This window comes from Brucella sp. MAB-22, assembly GCF_025908475.1.
GTDB classification, from domain to species: Bacteria; Pseudomonadota; Alphaproteobacteria; order Rhizobiales; family Rhizobiaceae; genus Brucella; species Brucella anthropi.
The window spans coordinates 816392-836221 of record NZ_CP109781.1 but is presented as its reverse complement, the minus strand read 5'-3'; the positions used below and the strand labels follow the sequence as shown (position 1 = coordinate 836221).

The window sequence follows — 19830 nt, the reverse complement described above, 5'->3', positions numbered from 1 at the left end:
CCGAGGAAACATCGTCAGTTGGCTCGCTTAGCTCACAGATGCTGGGCCGATGTATCAGAGATATCTTCTCGGCATGGCTTTTCCAGGATGTCTTGAATTTTCAATCCGGCCCGACGAGTGCGCGGTTCCGTTGTCGAGTCAATGGGACGAAAGCTCGTAAAGGCTCGTCGATGCCCAATCCAATAGGAATGATGTGGTCAGATCATCTTGAAGCTCCCCAGGGTGCGGCAGCTCAGCGCTTCATGTGGAATTTTTGTCGATTATAGAGTATATTTTCAGCAAAATAAGTATATATAATTATTATATATTAGTAATGTATGATAAATAATCAAGCGAAATGCACCATAATTTCTATACTATTGAGGTATTTGGGAAATCAGTTTACACCGTTCATTAATAACGCATGTGATTATTTTTTATGTCATACTTCGTGGAGAAATCCTTTGGCGGGTTTTTATTGCTCAGTTTCAGCAGTCGTGCCGTTCACACGGCGTGAAACCAGATATAAAAAATCTGGCGGTGGCGTCCTGGCTTCCGCAGCGCTTGTGCTGGCCATTTCCGTCTCCACGCTGGCGCTTTCCGTCGGCTCCGGAAGGGCGATGGATTATTTGACCACGGTGACCAATCAGAATTTGCAAGTCGGCGACACTATTACGACGACAGCAGACAATACACCGGGATTCCATGCCTCCAGCGGCACGTTTAGTTTTGGCGGCAGCAACCAGATCACCACGTCGGGCGCTGGTTCAGCCGGAATTTTGGTTGAGAGTGGCAATAGAGTTGTCACGAATGGTGCGACAATCAAAACCACTGGCGATGGCAGCCATGGGGTGGTGGTGCATGGGACTGGCTCTGCTGATCTGAGCGGCGCGACGATTTCGGTTTCCGGCAAGCAAAGCGCTGGTGTCTATTTTGACAATCAAGGTGGAGGGTCGTGGGGGCCTTGGAATGCCAATGCGACATTCGATAACAATACGAATATTACGGTAAATGATGACGGCGGGTACGGTATCGAAGCTCGACTCGCGACGACCGTGACATTTGATTCAACGCATCAGCTTCCGGGAAAAATAACCGTATCTGGTAGTAACTCCGCTGCTTTTTATGTCGCTGATAGGGTTCAAGCTGGAGGTGCTCTCGGCACTTCATTTATTTTTAACAACGTTGATCTTGTTTCTGGAAATAATATAGTATTGCAGAATGGTGCATGGACTGCAAAGACAGGTAACTACGGGATCATAACATTTCAGGGGACTGCTCGAGCAGAGAATGGACGTTTTTCCATTGCTTCCTCCAGCAACATAGAATTTGACAACCAATCCAGTGCTCCCGACTCTTTTATTTATCTTGACGGGCGGATGATTGTTAATGCCACACAAGATGTCACGATTGGGTCTCTGTCAGGGAGAGGGGGCGCTGAATTAACGTCGGCAGGTCTCATTTTTTCTGGTTCTGAAACCGCAAATTTCAGTGGCGTCATTAGTGGCGGATACGGCTTACATTATAACGCAACTGGTTCCGGCACGCAGACACTGAGCGGAAACAATACTTATACGGGCGGAACTTTCCTCAATTCAGGTACCCTGATCGTTAGCAGCGACACTAATCTCGGCGATCCGACTGGTGGTGTGACATTTGACGGCGGTACGCTCGGACTGGCCGGAGACTTGACGCGTGCTGCGACGCTGAACGCGGGCGGCGGCGGGCTTGATGTGGCCACCGGTGCAAGCCACACCTATTCCGGTGTTTTGTCTGGTACGGGCGGATTGAACAAGACCGGCGCTGGCACGCTGACGCTTTCGGGCACCAACACCTATTCCGGCGGCACGTCACTTAACGCGGGCACATTGATTGTCAGCAGCGACAGCAATCTTGGTACAGGCGCTTTGACATTTAACGGCGGCACACTCGGGCTGGCAGGGGACCTGACACGCGCGGCAACCTTGAATGCAGGCGGTGGCACCATTGATGTGGCTACGGGTGCAAGCCACACCTATTCCGGTGTCATGTCCGGCACTGGCGGGTTGACCAAGACCGGTGATGGCACGCTGACGCTTTCGGGCACCAACACTTATTCCGGCGGCACGTCGCTCAATGCGGGTACTTTGATCGTCAGCAGTGACAGCAATCTTGGTACGGGTGCTTTGACATTTGATGGCGGCGCGCTTGGTCTGGGCGGCGACTTGACCCTGGCTGCGACGCTGAATGCTGGCGGCGGCACGATTGATGTGGCCACGGGTGCAAGCCATAGTTTCAGCGGCAAGCTGAGCGGCACCGGCAAGCTGACCAAGACGGGCGCTGGCACGCTGACGCTTTCAGGTGCCAACACTTATTCCGGCGGCACGGATATCAATGCGGGCACGCTTGCCGTTGGCGGCATGAGCGCACTCGGCACGGGTCCGCTTGGCTTCAACGGTGGTGCCTTGCAGCTGACCGCCGATGTCAGTTTCGGCGGTACGGTTGCGTTGGGCGCGGGTGGCGGCTCCATCGAGACGAATACCAGCACGAACAGCACGTTTTCAGGGGTGATGAGCGGCGCGGGCAGCCTGACCAAGACCGGTGCGGGATCGCTGAAGCTTTCGGGCACCAACAGCTATACGGGCGGGACCTTTATCAATGACGGTGTTCTGAAGGTCACAAGCGATGCCAATCTGGGTGCTGCAACTGGCGCGGTGACGCTCAATGGCGGCACGCTGGAAACCGACGGAACTTTCTCCTCCGCACGCAAGATGCATCTCACTGCAGATGCTACAATCCATAACACTGGCGGAGCCGCATCATTCTCCGGCGTAGTTGATGGGAATGGTGCGTTGACAATTGAAACGTTGAATTACTACACGGCAGTAACCCTTACAGGTCAGAATACATATAAAGGGGGTACTGTTGTAGCGGATAGTTCATTGCTGGTGATCAGCAGCGATGAGAATCTGGGTGATGCCAGTGGGGACCTGACATTATATTCATATTCTACGTTGCGATTGGCCGACCAGTTTTCCACAAATCGCAAAATTCATCTGGCCAGTGATAGCGGCTGGGTCGACACCAACGGCCATGATGTGATCTTCAAGGGCGCGATTGATGGTACGGGTATGTTGGCCAAGGACGGGGAAGGTACGCTGACACTTTCAGGCAACAACACCTTTTCGGGTGGCGTCGGCCTTGTAAAGGGCACGCTGATTGTCAGCAAGGATGAGAATCTTGGCGACAAGGCAGGTGTTATCGAGTTTGACGGCGGCGGTCTGCAGCTTAGCGGTTCCGGCTTTTCGTCCGCGCGGGAATTGCGTCTTAACGCAGCCGCAATGATCGATACCAATGGGTTCAATGGCACTTTGAGCGGTGTTATTCATAATGGCGATGACCCCGACTACAAGGGCCAGCTGACGAAGTCTGGCGCGGGCACGCTGACGCTTTCGGGTGTCAATACGTATACGGGCGGGACGGTCATCAACGGTGGTGTTGTCTCGGTGGGCGCGGATGAGAATCTTGGGGCTGCGACCGGCGCGCTTTCGTTTAACGGCGGATTGCTGCAGCTGACGGGCAGCTTCGACAACAGTCGCGTGGTGACGCTCGATGCCGGTGGCGGCACGATCCAGACCAGTCTGCTTCACAGCAACGGTTTTTCCGGTGTGATCGGCGGTGCGGGCCAGCTGACCAAGACGGGCGCGGGCACGCTGACGCTTTCGGGCGTCAATAGTTATACAGGCGGGACGGCGGTCAATGGCGGTGTCCTGTCTGTCGGTGCGGATGCCAATCTCGGGGCTGCGACCGGCGCGCTTTCGTTTGGTGGCGGCACGCTGCACCTGACCGACAGTTTCGACAACAGCCGCGCGGTGACGCTCGGCGGGAGTGGCGGTACGATCGAGACAACGGCGGCCAAGAGCAACGGTTTTTCCGGTGTGATCAGCGGTGCGGGCAAGCTGACCAAGACCGGCGCCGGCACGCTGGCACTTTCAGGCGTCAACAGCTATACGGGCGGGACGGCGGTCAATGGCGGTGTCCTGTCTGTCGGTGCGGATGAGAATCTTGGCGCGACGGCTGGTGCGCTTTCGTTTAACGGCGGCACGCTTCTGCTGACCGACAGTTTCGACAGCGCGCGCGCGGTAACGCTCGGCGTGGGTGGCGGCACGATCGAGACAACGGCGGCCAAGAGCAACGATTTTTCCGGTGTCATCAGCGGTGCTGGCAAGCTGACCAAGGACGGCGACGGCATACTGGTCCTGTCAGGCGCGAATAGCTACAGCGGCACGACGACGGTCTCGAAAGGCACGTTGCAGATCGGCAATGGCAGCACGACGGGCAGTATCACAGGCACAGTCGATATCGCCTCGGGGGCCACGCTCACCTTCAAGCGCAGCGATGCATATACATATAGTGACGTGATCAAGGGCGCCGGGGCACTGCATCAGGATGGCAGCGGCACGCTGACGCTGACAGGGACAAACACCTATACGGGCGGCACCACGATTTCGGCGGGCACGCTGCAGATCGGCAATGGCAGCACCACCGGCAGCATTGCCGGCAATGTGGACAATAACGGCACGCTGGCGTTCAATCGCAGCAACACGCTCGACTTCTCCGGTGTCATCAGCGGCACGGGCATTGTTCAGCAGAATGGTGCAGGCAGCGTGACATTGAGTGGTGACAGCAGCGCTTTCGGTGGTAGTACCTCCGTTGCGGCGGGCACGCTTCTTGTTGACGGTTCGCTCGGCGGAACCGTGAGTGTCGCCAGCGGCGCCAGCTTTGGCGGAGCCGGAACCATTGGTGGCAATGTGACGGTTGCCGACGGTGCTTCACTGGTCGGTCAGGCCGGTCAGGTCCTGACTTTCGACAAGAACCTCAGCCTCGCCAATAACAGCACCATCGAGGCCTCATTCGGCGGCGCCAGCCAGACGGGGCTGTTCAATGTCAAGGGCGACCTGACGCTGGGCGGCACAATCAATGTCGGCACTTTCGGCGACGATGGGCCGGGTATCTACACGGTCTTCGACTATTCCGGAAACCTGACAGACAATACGCTTTCTGTAGGAACCCTGCCGTCCGGTCAGGATGCTGCCAAGGTGAGCGTGCAGACAAACCAGCCGGGCAAGATCAATATCGTCAATACCAACGGGGGTGAACTGACGTTCTGGGATGGCGACGATGCTGCCAACCAGGGCGACGGTGTGCCAAACGGCGGTGACGGCACCTGGACGAACGAGGCCAGCAACAAAAGCTGGACCGATCATAACTATCTTCTCAACGGTCCATGGGACGATTCCGGCTTTGCGATCTTCACAGGGGCCAAAGGTACGGTAACGATCGACAATAGCGCCGGTGCAGTCAAAGCTTCGGGCATGCAGTTCCAGACCGACGGCTATGAGGTGACCGGCGGTGATCTCACCCTGGTGTCGCCTGCCTCCAATCTGTCGGGAGCACCGATCATTCGCGTTGGCGGCGGCACGAATGACGGCGATATGAAAGCCACGATCTCGGCCAAGCTGGTTGGCACTGATGGAATGCGCAAGACTTATGCGGGGCGGTTGGTCCTGACGGCTGATAATCAATATACCGGCGGCACTGACATTCTGGGCGGTACTCTGCAGCTTGGAGATGGCGGCACGAGCGGAAGCGTTCTGGGCGATATCGACACGGGCATAGACGGCATCAACAGAGGGCTTCTTGCTGTCGACCGTTCCGGTACTGTGACGGTTGACAATACGATCACCGGCACGGGAGTCGTCAGTATTACAGGCAGTGGTGAAATCACACTCTCGGGTAACAACAGCTATAGCGGCGGAACGTATGTCAGGTCTGGAACTCTTGTCGTCGCGCAAGATGACAATCTGGGGCTTGCCGAAAGCGTCGTAGCGGTCGGAGCGGACCCCGAGGATGTCGCCGGAGGCGCTACCGGGAACGCGGTCTTGAAGTTCGGCGCGGACTTTACGGGCGCAAACACTTTCACACACACAATCGAGCTGAATACAGCGCAAAGCCAGCTCGACACGAACGGCCATACAGTCATTGCCAGCGGCGTCATCCTGGGTAGCGATGGTCTCACCAAGACGGGCGACGGTACGCTGATCCTGACCTATAACAATGACTATGACGGCGGCACCACGATTTCGAAGGGAACTTTGCAGATCGGTAATGGCGGAACGTCCGGCACGATCGAAGGCGATGTGACCAATAACGGCATTCTGGCTTTCAACCGTTCCGATGCCTATGCGTTCGATGATAAAATCTCCGGTACCGGCAGTGTCGAACAAATCGGCACCGATACGCTGACGCTTACAGGCGCGAATGATTATACGGGTGGAACCTCTGTCAAGAGCGGCACGCTGGCCGTGGCATCGAATGGTGTACTCGGGGACCAGTCTGGCAAGCTGACGCTGGATGGCGGCATATTCGAGAACACGGCAGCCTTCTCGACGCAATCACGGGCCATCGAGATCGGCAATGGCGGCGGCACGTTCCAGACGGATGCCGATCTGACACTTGAAGGTGCACTCACGGGAACCGGAACCTGGACCAAGACCGGGACCGGCGACCTGATTTTTGGCGGTGACGAAAGCGCCTTTGCGGGCACAGGCACAGTTCAGACCGGCACGGTGCGCGTGGATGGCACGCTCGGGGGCGATCTGGCGGTTCAGACCGGGGCAACGCTCAGGGGAACCGGTACTATCGATGGAAATACGACAATCGATAGTGGTGCAACACTTGTCGGGCTGGATAATAATACGCTGACAATGAACGGTAATCTGACGCTTGCGAACGGTAGCATGACGAATATCGCGCTCGGCACGCCAACCGGAAGCGCGCTGTTCGACGTCAAGGGAGATCTGACGCTTGGTGGTACACTGAATGTGACCGAGGATGTTGGCGGCTTTGGCGCCGGGGTGTACCGCATCTTTGATTATGGCGGCACCCTGACGGACAACGGGATGACCATCGGCACTGTCCCCCAGAACTCTGACGCATCTGGAATGTGGATTCAGACGGATTACGAACATCAGGTCAATCTGGTCAATCAGAACGGTGTCGAGGTGACGTTCTGGAATGCGGAAGGTGACCGCAGCCAGAACAACCAGAACAGCAAGATCGTCGGCGGCAGCGGTACCTGGGATGTCAGCAATGACAACTGGACCGAGGACGACAAGGGCTCCCAACAGGGGCAGCTCTTTAACGGTCGCTGGGATAATGGTTCATTTGCCGTGTTCGGCGGTAATGCCGGTACGGTCACAATCAATAATCAGAACGGAACGGTGACGGCATCCGGTCTTAATTTTGCAACCGATGGCTATGTGCTGACGGGCGATGCGCTGATGCTCGATAACGGTGCGCCGGGCACTGCGCCAATCATTCGCGTCGGCGACGGCAAGGCGGATTCGAATATCACGGCAACGATCAGTGCCGAACTGCAGGGAACGGGCGGTTTGCGCAAAACCGACTACGGCACCTTGGTTCTGACGGGTGCGAACAGTTATAGCGGCGGGACGACGGTGACAGGCGGTGTCCTGCAGATCGGTGACGGTGGCAATACGGGCAGCATCAAGGGTGACGTTGCGGTTTCGAGCAGCGCCTATGGTGACGGCACGCTGGCCTTCAACCGGAGCGATGATACGGAGTTTGACGGCAACATCACCGGTGATGGCAAGGGTGGTGTGGTCCAGAAAGGCACAGGCACAACGACGTTTACCGGCGACAACACCTTCTCGGGCGGTCTGACGGTTGAGAATGGCGGGGTCAAGGCAGGTGTCGCTGGCCATGCCTTCGGTACAGGCACCTTGAAGGTCAAGGCGGGTGCAACGGCCGATCTCGACGGCTTCGACACGACGGTCGGCGGTCTTGCGGCCTTCGACGCGAGCGGCACGACGGGCGATGGCGATATTGCACTTGGATCGGGCAAGCTGACGGTCGAACAAAGCTTCGACAGCAAGTTCTCCGGTGTAATCTCTGGTGCTGGCGATTTGACCAAAAGTGGCACTGGTACCCTGACCCTCAATACGGCCGGCACCTATACCGGTGCGACCAATGTCGATGGCGGCACGCTGAAGCAGGGCGCAGCCGGTGTCTTCAACAATGCATCGTCGGGCTACACTGTCGGTACAGACGGGACGCTCGATCTTGGCGGTTTCGATACCACGCTGGCCGCGCTGTCGAATGGCGGTCTCATCACGATGGGAACACAGCAGACGGCAGGTACGACACTGAGCGTGACCGGCAACTATACCGGCACCGGTGGCACGGTCGTCATCAATACGGTGCTCGGCGACGACAGTTCCAAAACCGATCGCCTGAAGGTGGGTGGTGACACATCCGGCACGACTAATCTGAAGGTCAACAATCGCGGCGGACTGGGGGCACAGACTGTCAACGGCATCGAAGTGGTCGAGGTTGCCGGTCAGTCGAACGGAACCTTCTCGCTTGTCAGCGACTACACCACCAAGGACGGTCAGAAGGCGGTTGTCGGTGGGGCCTATGCCTATACGCTGCAACAGGGGGCGGGCAGCGGCAACAAGGACGGCAACTGGTATCTGACCAGCCAGACGACACAGGAACCGCCGGCCCCCGATTGCCAGCAGACCAATACCTGCCCGGTCGATCCGGACAACCCGCGCTATAGTGCCGGTGTTCCGGTCTATCAGGGCTATGCGCAGAACATGCAGGTGCTCAACAAACTGCCCACGCTGCAGGAACGTGTCGGCAATCGCTATCTGACGAGCGGGAACGACAACGACGCGAGCAATACAGGCAGCAGCACTGTCGACAGCCGCGGGATCTGGGCGCGCATCGAGGGCGCGCATAACCGGCTTGAGCCGCACAGCGCGACCGGCATGAAGCAGGATATCAACAGCTTCATCATGCAGACCGGTGTCGACGGGCAGTTCTATGAGGATGCCAACGGGAAGCTGATTGCCGGGATCACCGGGCAATATGGTACGGCACATGGCAATTCCAGCTCGTTCTTCGGTGACGGTTATACCGACACCAGCGCCTGGAGCCTTGGCGCGACCGCAACCTGGTATGGCAATGACGGCTTCTATGTCGATACGCAGGGCCAGCTGACATGGTTCGACAATGATCTCAACTCCGATACGGCCAATAGCGGGCTGGCCGATGGCGCAAAGGCATTCGGCTATGCGCTGAGTGCCGAGGTGGGGCAGCGGATTGCGCTCGACGAACATTGGTCGCTGACGCCACAGGCGCAGCTGATGTGGTCATCACTCGATGCGGATGCGTTCCACGACATCTGGGGCAATCGTGTGCACATGCAGGATGGCGACAGCCTGACGGCGCGTTTCGGCCTTGCCGCCAACTATCAGGACAGCTGGCAGGGGGATGACGGCCGCATGGTCAACACATCGGTCTATGGCATCGCCAATGTCTATCAGGAGTTCCTCGGCGGCACCCGCATCAATGTGGCTGGTGTCAACGTCGATACCGACAATGACAAAACCTGGGCCGGCATCGGCGCCGGCGGCACCTATGCATGGGCCGACAGCAAATATGCAATCTACGGCCAGGGCTCCATCAACACGTCCCTCAACCACTCAACCGACAGCTATGCCGTCAAGGGGAATATAGGGTTCACAATACGATGGTAGCCGTTGTGAAAAGATAGCCAATGAAGAAGCCCTTCGGGGCTTCTTTCATTTTCTGGTGCGTGTGGGACGTTGTGACAGTCAACTGTTGCTACTGTGGCTCGAGCCAAGGCCAAGGCTTTGCAGGTGAATTCAAATGATCTTAGGTTTCGAACGTCTGTCCGAGTTGTTGGCGTCAATAAAACCCATAATCCGTTGGGCCGGAACCGTCTGATTCTGGCAAGCGATGTTTGATGCTATTTCATGTACGATCTAATCGGTGCCTGTTGTAGAGTGATTTCTCTCGATGACGGTTCCGCTGCCGGATATATGGGAAAAAGCTTTCTACTCTTTCCGCTCGACGAAAATCAGATATCACGTGGGATGATCAGTTCCGTCGGTATCATTTCCGGTAGGTCGGTTGTTTGAACTGGTTCGTCCAGAAGCTTAAAGGCGCGTTCGATCATTGCTTGAACATTTTGCCGGACCATCACAACCGGGAAGTGGAGAACTTCGATGAAGGGATCCCAGTCGAAACATCCGATGGAGCACTCCCGAACCTCGTCAACCGGCAGTGTCTTGAGAAAACTGACGACGCCCTCAAAGGGACTCGTCGAATTAACGAACAATGCCTCTGGCAATCCATTCAACTTGCCATAAATGTCCCGGATCGTCACTGCGGCGGTATCGGGACCATATCCATTCGTGACGATGGTGTCGGCATGAATGGCGATGTTCAGTGCAGCTAGCTCATCTTGATAGCCGAGCACGCGTGCACGCGTGTTGTGGTCACTATCCACGCCACCGATGAAGTAGAAGCTGTTTTCCTTTCGATGTGACCTGCGACTGGCAATCTGTTGCGTCAGCACGCGGGCGCCTTCATAATTGTCACTGATTACGGATGCACCGTGCTTCCCGGGAAGGTCCACATTTATATGTTTCAGATGAGCCTTTTCGCAGAGTTCGGCGACACTGTCCGGATCGGTTGCGCCCGCGATCAGCAAAGCGTCGACATTGTGGGCAATCAATGTTTCCACAGTGCTGCGTTCCTGTTGTGGATCGCGCAATGTGCTGGCTACGACGGGAATAAGATTCCGTGAGCGTGCTACCGTCTCAAACGACGCGGCCATGGAGCTGAAGTAACGGTTGTCCAGCATCGGCAAGATCATGCCGATCAAACCCGAATTGGATATGCGTAACCCGCGTGCTTGAAGGTTGGTGGTATAGCCAAGTTCACTCGCTATTACTCGTACTCTGTCAGCTGTTGCTTTTGTAATTCTCCGATTTTCCCATGAGCCATTCATAACGGAAGCAACCGTAGATGCGGATACACCGGCTCGCTCCGATATATCATATATGGTTACTTTGCGGGGAATGTTCATTAGGACTGCTTTTCGTCTGGATTGGCCCTCGATCTTAGCGGTCCGATAGCATTCGCTGCAAGTAGGGGAAGACGTAATCCAATCCATTCCTCTGTCATTTTTCCCCTTGACCAGATGCCAGATGTTGAGCGATGGTTATGCTGCACTATCGATGGTGCAACTTGATTATATGCCGAGAGGAGCGGTGCACACATGCCGAGGCCGGGAAAAAGGCTTCCCTTCATGCGTGACAAGCCCTGTGAGTATTGTTCGATTTGATTGTCGTGCCGCAAAGCAAGACGGCGCCGGAATACAGGAGTCTCAGGGAGCCGGAGGTCGCTATAGGGAGAACATATGGGGTGGAATAGCGAGATAAAATTTGTCTGCAAGTTTACGTAAAATACAAAATTAAAACCCAATGGGAGTGAGACATGAAGAATATACTTGGTAAAGCAGCTTTTGCTGCAGTGGTGCTGTCGTCGTTCGCGGGCAATGCGCAGGCAGAAGTGAAGGATGCAGTGGTCGGCTTTTTGATGCCAGACCAGGCATCGACACGCTATGAGGAGCGCGACTATCCGGGCTTCGCCGCAGAGATGAAGAAAATCTGTGAAAGCTGTAAGGTGCTTTATCTCAATGCCGATGGCGATGCGAGCAAGCAGCAGCAGCAGTTCAACTCGGTCATTTCACAGGGTGCGAAGGTGATCGTGCTCGACGCGGTCGATACGGCGGCGGCAGCTTCGCTGGTCAAACTCGCCCAGTCGCAGGATATCAAGGTCATCGCCTATGACCGTCCGATCCCGGATGCGACCTCCGATTTCTATGTGTCGTTCGACAATGAAGCTATCGGCAAGTCGATTGCGGAATCACTGGTCAAGCATCTGAAGGACAAAGGCGTTGCGGGTGATAAGGGCGGCGTTCTGCAGATCAACGGTTCGCCGACCGATGCTGCAGCCGGTCTCATCAAGAACGGTATTCATGCCGGCCTGAAGGATAGCGGTTACAAGACGCTTGCCGAATATGACACGCCGGAATGGGCGCCGAGCAAGGCTCAGCAGTGGGCGAGCGGCCAGATCACCCGCTTCAACGACCAGATCGTCGGTGTGGTCGCTGCCAATGATGGCACTGCAGGCGGTGCGATTGCAGCTATGAAAGCGGCTGGCATTGATCCGCTTCCACCTGTTACCGGCAACGATGCGACGATTGCCGCACTTCAGCTCATCATTTCGGGCGATCAGTACAACACGATCAACAAGCCGTCTGAAATCGTTGCAGCAGAAGCCGCCCGCGTCGCAGGTCAGCTTCTGAACGGTGAGACCCCGAAGGCTGAAGCTACGCTCTACAATACGCCGTCGAAGCTTTTCGTTCCGGTGGTTGTAACGGCTGAAAACCTCAAGGCGGAGATCATCGACAAGAACATCGTTTCAGCTGAAACGCTGTGCGTCGACCGTTACGCCGAAGGCTGCAAGAAGCTCGGTATCACGAAGTAACCCAACCATGGCGTCCGGCTTGGGCCGGACGCTTTCTTTCCCCGCGCGTGTTAATATGCGCGGTGGATGTTGGGGAAAACTGCGACACCCAGGGAAAAGCGAACATGTCCCAAGATCACAATGCCGCTATATCGTCGCGGCAGCCAGTGCTGCGTCTAAGCGGAATATCCAAGAATTTCGGCGCCGTTTCAGCGCTGACAGATATCGATCTGGAAGTCTTTCCGGGCGAAGTTGTCGCTCTTGTCGGCGATAACGGCGCGGGAAAGTCTACCCTTATCAAGACGCTGGCAGGCGTCCATCAGCCGACATCCGGCACCATCGAATTCAATGGCGAGAAGGTTGTGCTTTCGTCGCCGGGCATTGCGCTCGATCTCGGCATTGCGACGGTCTTTCAGGATCTGGCGCTTTGCGAGAATCTCGACGTTGTTGCCAATATTTTCCTTGGCCGCGAAATGAGCCCCTATCGCCTTGATGAAGTGTCCATGGAGATCAAGGCGTGGAAGCTTCTGAACGAGCTTTCCGCCCGTATCCCGAGCGTACGCGAGCCGGTCGCGTCCCTGTCGGGTGGTCAGCGCCAGACGGTTGCGATCTCGCGCTCGCTGCTGCTCGATCCGAAGCTCATCATGCTTGACGAACCAACGGCGGCACTGGGCGTAGCACAGACGGCCGAGGTTCTCGATCTTATCGAGCGTGTTCGCGACCGTGGGCTCGGTGTCTTGATGATCAGCCACAATATGGAAGATGTGCGCGCAGTTGCTGATCGCATCGTGGTGTTGCGCCTTGGCCGCAACAACGGCGTTTTCTACCCGGATTCCTCGAATGAGGAACTGGTCGCGGCCATCACCGGCGCGAGCAGCAATTCCGTTTCCCGTCGTGCCGAACGGCGTCAGGCGCAGCATGAAGCCGATCAGACCCATGATCGGGGAGAAGCATAATGAATCAGGCAAGCGGAAATACCCCTCTCGACCGTCAGGATACACGCGTGCGCCATGATGAAGGCGTTTCAGGCGCGCTGCGCAGTTTCTTTGATCGTGTGCGTTCAGGCGACCTCGGATCACTGCCGGTTATCATCGGACTCGTCATCATCTGGACTGTTTTCCAGACGTTGAACCCGGTCTTCCTGTCGAGCAACAACCTTGTCAATCTGCTGTTTGATTGCTCGACCATCGGCGTGATTTCGCTCGGTATCGTCTGCATCCTGATGCTGGGCGAGATCGATCTTTCGGTCGGTTCGGTTAGCGGTCTGGCATCGGCCATCGTCGGTGTGCTCTGGGTCAATCATGGCTGGCCCGTCGGCTTTGCAATGCTGGCGGCACTGTGCACTGGCGCGCTGATCGGCCTGCTTTACGCATTCCTCTATAACCGCTTCAGCATGCCGAGCTTCGTTTCCACGCTGGCCGGTCTGCTGGCCGCGCTCGGTCTCCAGCTTTATCTGCTCGGTAATACCGGCTCAATCAATCTGCCTTACGGCTCCTGGCTCGTGAGCTTCGGCCAGCTTCTGGTTATGCCGCGCCCTGTGTCCTACGCATTGGTGCTGATTGCCGGACTTGCCATCTTCTTCACCGGGTTCCGTTCTGCACAGCGTCGCCGCGAAGCCGGTCTGTCGGCGCCTTCGTCGGTTGGAATTGCGTTCAAGGCTATCGTCATCACGGTCATTGTCGGTGGCGCGGTATTTTATCTCAACCAGTCGCGCGGTGTGCCGTGGATGTTCGGCCTGTTCGTGGCGCTAGTCATTGCGATGAATTATGCACTTACCCGCACCCAGTGGGGGCGTGCCATGCAGGCGGTTGGCGGCAATCGTGAAGCAGCGCGCCGTGCCGGTATCAATGTGAACTTCATCTACATATCGGCCTTCGTAACTTGTTCGGTCTTGGCCGCAGCAGGTGGCATCTTGGCCGCTTCGCGTCTTGCCTCATCCAGCCAGCAGGCCGGCACCGGTGACGTTAACCTCAACGCCATTGCGGCGGCTGTCATTGGTGGTACCAGCCTCTTCGGCGGACGTGGCAGCGCCTGGTCGGCTCTGCTGGGTATCATTGTCATCCAGTCGATTGCCAGCGGTCTGACGCTGCTCGATCTGTCATCTTCGCTTCGTTACATGATCACAGGTGCAGTGCTTGCAATTGCGGTGATCGTCGATTCTCTCGCCCGCCGCTCGCGCCAGTCGCACGGCCGCGCCTAAACCTTCAAGGACTGAAAAATGGCTCAGGATCTCAACGGAAAAGTTGGCGCCGTTACTGGTGCTGCCTCTGGCATCGGCTTCGAATGTGCAAAGCACATGATCGAAGCGGGCATGACGGTGTTTCTTGTCGACCGTGATGACAAGGCGCTTAAGGAAAAATGCGCCGAGCTTGGCGACAAGGCCAAACCGTTGGTCATCGATCTGCTCAATCCGGCGTCTGTCGCCACGATGATGCCGCAGATACTCGAACAGGCGGGCCAGCTCGACGTGTTCCATGCCAATGCGGGCGCTTATATTGGCGGACCTCTTTGGGAAGGCGACCCGGATGCATGGGACCGCATGCTGAACCTCAACATTAACGCGGCCTTCCGCACCATTCATGCCGTGCTGCCGCATATGATGGAACGAAAGACCGGCGATATCATCATGACAAGTTCCGTTGCGGGTGTTGTGCCGGTGATCTGGGAGCCGATCTATACGGCATCCAAACACGCCGTTCAGGCCTTCGTGCATACGGTTCGCCGTCAGGTCGCCCCGCATGGTATCCGCGTTGGCGGCGTTCTGCCGGGACCGGTTGTGACCGCACTCATCAGCGACTGGCCGAAGGCCAAGCTTGATGAAGCACTGGCCGCAGGCAGCCTGATGGAGCCAAAGGAAGTTGCGGAATCGGTGATGTTCATGCTGACCCGCCCGCGCAATATCACCATTCGCGATCTGGTCATTCTTCCGCAGAGCCTCGATCTGTAAATGGGAGCGACCATGACCAGCTACTATCTGGGCGTCGATGTCGGCACCGGTAGCGCCCGCGCCGGTCTGTTCGACGCGAGCGGCACCATGCTTGCTTCGGCCAAGCGCGATATCACCATCTGGCGTGAGGCGGGCAGCATTGTCGAGCAGTCGAGTGCCAATATCTGGCAGGCTGTTTGCGAAAGCGTGCGTGAGGCGGTCGCGATCGCTGGCGTCGACCCGACGGATATCGCCGGTATCGGCTATGACGCGACCTGTTCGCTGGTTGTGCTGGGCGAGGGCGGCAAGCCGCTTGCCGTAGGTCCATCCAACGATCCTGCGCGGGACATCATCGTGTGGATGGATCACCGTGCTGTCGGACAGGCCGAGCGCATCAATGCGACCGAGGCTAAGGTCCTCGACTATGTTGGCGGTACCATTTCCCCTGAGATGGAGACGCCGAAGCTGTTGTGGCTCAAGGAAAACAAGCCCGAAACCTTCGCTGCTGCCTGGCAGTTTTTCGATCTTACCGATTTTCTCACATGGAAATCCTGCGGCAGTCTTGCTCGTTCAGCCTGCACGGTCACTTGCAAATGGACTTATCTCAGCCATGAAAAGCGCTGGGACGAGGCTTATTTCCGTGAAGTCGGCCTTGGCGAACTGGCGGATGAAAATTTCGTCCGTATCGGTACCGACGTTCGCGCTGGTGGCGAAAACCTCGGTGGTTTGAGCGAACAGGCTGCGGCAGAACTTGGCCTCAAGCCGGGTACTGCAATTGCCGCCGGTCTGATCGACGCTCATGCGGGCGGCATCGGCACAGTTGGAGCGCGTGGTTCGGAAGGCCAGATATTGTCACGCATGGCCTATGTGTTCGGCACTTCGGCCTGCACCATGACCACGACCGAACAGCCTGTTTTCGTGGACGGTGTGTGGGGCCCGTATTATTCGGCAATGGTGCCGGGTCTCTGGCTCAATGAAGGTGGCCAGTCAGCAGCAGGTGCTGCTATTGATCACCTGATCCATATGCATCCCTTCGCGGCAGAAGCTGAAAAGCTGGCAGCAGCTCAGGGCAACGGTTTAGCCGACAGTCTTGCTGCTGAAGTTGAGGCAAGGGGCGGCGTTGAAAAGACGGCCATGATCGTTGGTGACATTCATGTCGTGCCCGAATTCCTCGGTAATCGTGCACCGTTCGCTGATCCCGATGCGCGTGCGATCATTGTCGGGCTCGATCTCGACGCCGGGATCGATAGTCTGACGGCGCTTTATCTCGCCGGTCTGTGCGGTCTCGGCTATGGTGCGCGGCAGATCGTCGAGGCACAAAAGGCAAAAGGTATCGTGACCGATACCATCGTCGTCTCAGGTGGGGCTGCGCGTTCGCATCTGGTGCGACAAGTGCTTGCCGACACAACCGGCCTTGTCATCGTCGCCTCCACCTCGCCAGAGCCGGTTCTGCTCGGCTCTGCCATGCTGGGCGCTGTGGCGTCAGGGGCATATCCTGACCTTGCCTCTGCGATGCATGCCATGTCGGAACTTGGTGAGGTGAACAGACCGGATGCCGGGCGCGCCAGATGGCATGACAGGCGTTTCGAGGCTTTTACACTGTTGCAGGCAACTGCGCGGAAAATCCGCTCTATGGATGGCTCGAACTAACTTGAAAATAAACAGGCGGCGACAGGAAGTTTCCTGTCGCCGCCTGTTTATGCATTAATCTCACGCGACCTGTTGTCGCCTTGTCAGAATGAGACCTTGAGACCGACGGTGCCATTTACGCCGAAGCTATCGCTTGGATGCGCAAGGCTGGTCTTCAACATGCCTTCTCCGTAAAGCGAATATTTCCCGCCAGACCAGCTGTAAGTGCCGCCAAGGCCGACGCCGCCCCAGAATCTGTCGTTCTCGGTGCTGAGGGCTGTTCCTGCAAGATTGACACGAGCGCCATCTAGAAACTCATAGTAGAGATTGGCGATGCCATATACGTTGGTGCTGGAAATCAACCCGTTCGCAGCCTGCCAGCTTTTGCGATAGTCAGCTGATAGGCCAAGGCGACCATTGAGGCTGTCGCCGTCTTTCAGCGATACGCGTGCACCAAACCCATCGTTAAAGCTGTCAAAATCAATCGACGAATAGATCAGTTGCGCTTGTGGCGTCAGCGTCCAGCCAGGGGCAACGGCAAACCGTTTTCCGGTTTCCATGCCCAGCGCATAGCCAAAGCCCTTGTTGCCATCGGTCATGCCTCTTTCTGCTGTCACAGAAGAAAGATCGCTGTCGAACCAGTTGGCCTGAACCTGACCGTCGACATAAATGCCATTGTCGCCATACCATGTCAGTGTCGCGCCAAGCCCGTAGCCATCGGTATCGATGGTACCGTCACCGAATACTGACCAGACGTCTGCGGATGCCTTGCCATATTGCGCCGTCAATCCGCCGATCAGTCTACCGCTATCGCCGTCGAAGAACTGGCCATCGAGGCCAGCCTGCATTTTGTAGGTATCGACGTCGTACGATGTCAATGTCGTCGTCGAGTTGGGCGTGAGGCGGTTATGTGCGCCTTCAATTCGACCCCATACCGACGATCGGGTCGTGTTGCTCGTGCCCCCATTCTCGTCCGTAGCCCAATAGCGATCACCAACTCGCTGTTGCAGCGTAGACAGGCCGTTCAATGCCTGAAGCACCTGCGGATAAGCTTCATAGAGCGGAGCACCCGCCTGATAGAGCGGCTTTGAAGGGCTTGTCGGTGTTACCGGATCGACCGTTTTGGGCTTTAATGCCGAACGCAGGTACCAGTCGCCGTCGGTCGGATTGGTTTTACCGTTCTTGTAGAGCTGATAAGCGTATGCTCCAGCTACAACAGCCTGCTCGCCCTGGATTTCATAATCGCCCTTGAGTGAAAATTCGCCGTCGGACACTCCGCCGATCTCAATAATTTTAATCCCCTCGACGGTCGGCGCACCTTCGCCTTTGAGATTGTTAACGTTGACTGTGGAATTGCCTGAAGTGTCGCCGGTGACCACGAGCCTATCCGTAGCAGAATCATCGCCTCCAAGATCGGTGTTCAGGATAAGCAGACCATCGTTGCCAGTATAGTTTCCGGCAATCGTCAATGTTGTTCCGGGCTTCGTGCCAAATTTCAACGTGCCTGCATTTGAAAAACTGGCGATGGATTGATTATAACCACCGAGATCGAGTGTGGCTCCTGCGGCCAGATCAACGGCGCTGGCTGCACTGAAAGTGTTTGCAGCGCCAGCCCGCAGCGTGCCAGCCAGCACATTCGTGGAGCCGGTATAAGTGTTGGCGCCCGCAACGATCAGGGTGCCGTCTCCTTGCTTGGTGAGGGAACCGTCGCCGCTGATATTACCGCCGAGCGTTTCATTGAAAGTGCCGGTATCGATTGCCGATGTGTTGCCGCTTGCAAGAATGATGTCATTCTTAATCACCAAGTCATCGACGAGGAAGCCGAGTGCAGCAGTGCCTTGCATGTTTACCGCACCGCTGCCCAATGCCTTGGCATTGCCAACGTACAGATGGGCGCTGTTGATATCTGTGCCACCACTATAAGTGCTTTCTCCGGAAAGAACGGTAGTGCCTTGCTGCAAGATGAGCTTTCCGGTTCCCGAAATCTGTCCGGCAAAGTCGTTCCCGCCTTCGTTCAAGGTCAGATTGCGTGCGCCGAGCACGATGCTGCCATTGCCGGTCAGGACGGCCACGCTGGTGCCTCCCGGAATTCCCGAAGGGTCATACTGACCGTCGGCGGTCGCAGAAATATCGAAAACACCGTCGACACGAACAACGCTGGAACGTCGCAAGCTGGCAGTGCCTATCAGAGCCAGTGTTCCCTGTTGGATCCAGGTGCTTCCGGAATACTGCGCGGGCGAGTCAGTGAATGCCGAATTATTGGTGTATCCTTCGATAGTCAGAAGCCCTGCGCCAGTCTTGACCAGATTTCCCGAACCAATAATTTCATAACCTCCGGTTACATTCATTAGGTTGGCTGTGTTGACTGGATCAAAAGTCACGGTATAGCCGTTTGTCTCAAGAAAGCCCCTGGCACCTGACCCGACAGGAGGAGCATAAAAACTAAATCCGCCCCCGACTTCGTTGGTCGCCCGGATGGATATATTGCCCCCGACATTTGTTCCGCGGAAGAAATTTATCATCTGGTCGGCATCTGATTGGACGCCCAAACCGTCGATCCCATTGATGGTAATGGTAGCAGCATTTGAAGACTGATTGAACGTGTTCAGGGCGCTGGTTTGGGTTATCCATATTGAACCAATAGCGCTTGCAGCGGGGATGATTCCAGTTGCAGATCCCGCAATAATGGCCCGGTCGCTGCCGCCGGGAATCTTGCCTTCTGCCCAGGACGCAGGCCTACCCCATCTGTCTATAAGAGAGTGTGTGCCGATATAATGATAATCATCGGCCCAAACGGGATTGGCAATGGCTATTGTCGCCGCTCCAGCCAACGCAATTGCAGAATAGGAGACGGTCGAGCACAAGTACTGCGAAAGACCGTGAGCCAA

At 56.6% G+C, this 19830-nt stretch carries 8 protein-coding genes and 1 pseudogene; 7 read left to right on the top strand and 2 right to left on the bottom strand.

Going from position 1 to position 19830, the window contains the following annotated elements:
• Positions 1-317: 317 nt before the first annotated feature.
• Positions 318-1556 (top strand): annotated as a pseudogene (locus OHI65_RS22925) (hypothetical protein); the annotation flags it as partial.
• Positions 1557-1628: 72 nt separating this feature from the next.
• Positions 1629-9584: an autotransporter-associated beta strand repeat-containing protein gene (locus tag OHI65_RS03745; RefSeq protein ID WP_264358744.1), complete on the top strand. Its 7956-nt coding sequence runs from the start codon at positions 1629-1631 to the stop codon at positions 9582-9584.
• 344 nt (positions 9585-9928) lie between these two features.
• Here OHI65_RS03745 and OHI65_RS03740 read toward each other — a convergent pair whose 3' ends face one another.
• Positions 9929-10942, bottom strand: a complete 1014-nt coding sequence (locus OHI65_RS03740) for a substrate-binding domain-containing protein (protein ID WP_040128491.1) — start codon at positions 10940-10942, stop codon at positions 9929-9931.
• 410 nt (positions 10943-11352) lie between these two features.
• Between OHI65_RS03740 and OHI65_RS03735 the strand changes: the two genes are divergently transcribed.
• From OHI65_RS03735 to OHI65_RS03715, 5 genes are all read left to right on the top strand, one after another.
• Positions 11353-12408: a sugar ABC transporter substrate-binding protein gene (locus OHI65_RS03735; protein WP_125300855.1), complete on the top strand. Its 1056-nt coding sequence runs from the start codon at positions 11353-11355 to the stop codon at positions 12406-12408.
• 104 nt (positions 12409-12512) lie between these two features.
• Positions 12513-13343: an ATP-binding cassette domain-containing protein gene (locus OHI65_RS03730; RefSeq protein WP_125300854.1), complete on the top strand. Its 831-nt coding sequence runs from the start codon at positions 12513-12515 to the stop codon at positions 13341-13343.
• A complete protein-coding gene (locus OHI65_RS03725) occupies positions 13343-14587 on the top strand; it encodes a sugar ABC transporter permease (RefSeq protein WP_125300853.1) in 1245 nt (414 codons plus the stop codon). Before OHI65_RS03730 ends, OHI65_RS03725 begins: the two co-directional genes overlap by 1 nt.
• Positions 14588-14605: 18 nt before the next feature.
• Positions 14606-15334 (top strand): SDR family oxidoreductase, encoded by a 729-nt coding sequence (locus OHI65_RS03720; RefSeq protein WP_011982565.1) that lies wholly within the window; start codon positions 14606-14608, stop codon positions 15332-15334.
• A gap of 12 nt (positions 15335-15346) precedes the next feature.
• A complete protein-coding gene (locus tag OHI65_RS03715) occupies positions 15347-16963 on the top strand; it encodes an FGGY-family carbohydrate kinase (protein ID WP_125300852.1) in 1617 nt (538 codons plus the stop codon).
• Between the two features lie 83 nt (positions 16964-17046).
• Here OHI65_RS03715 and OHI65_RS03710 read toward each other — a convergent pair whose 3' ends face one another.
• Entirely contained in the window at positions 17047-19290 is a 2244-nt protein-coding gene (locus tag OHI65_RS03710) for an autotransporter outer membrane beta-barrel domain-containing protein (RefSeq protein WP_185757990.1), read from the bottom strand.
• Positions 19291-19830 lie beyond the last annotated feature (540 nt).

Excerpts from the sequence above, each read along its gene's own strand:
- OHI65_RS03740 (WP_040128491.1), bottom strand. The coding sequence starts at position 10,942 with ATGAACATTCCCCGCAAAGTAACCATATATGATATATCGGAGCGAGCC.
- OHI65_RS03725 (WP_125300853.1), top strand. The coding sequence starts at position 13,343 with ATGAATCAGGCAAGCGGAAATACCCCTCTCGACCGTCAGGATACACGC.
- OHI65_RS03715 (WP_125300852.1), top strand. The coding sequence starts at position 15,347 with ATGACCAGCTACTATCTGGGCGTCGATGTCGGCACCGGTAGCGCCCGC.
- OHI65_RS03710 (WP_185757990.1), bottom strand. The coding sequence starts at position 19,290 with ATGAATGTAACCGGAGGTTATGAAATTATTGGTTCGGGAAATCTGGTC.
- OHI65_RS03735 (WP_125300855.1), top strand. The coding sequence starts at position 11,353 with ATGAAGAATATACTTGGTAAAGCAGCTTTTGCTGCAGTGGTGCTGTCG.
- OHI65_RS03720 (WP_011982565.1), top strand. The coding sequence starts at position 14,606 with ATGGCTCAGGATCTCAACGGAAAAGTTGGCGCCGTTACTGGTGCTGCC.
- OHI65_RS03730 (WP_125300854.1), top strand. The coding sequence starts at position 12,513 with ATGTCCCAAGATCACAATGCCGCTATATCGTCGCGGCAGCCAGTGCTG.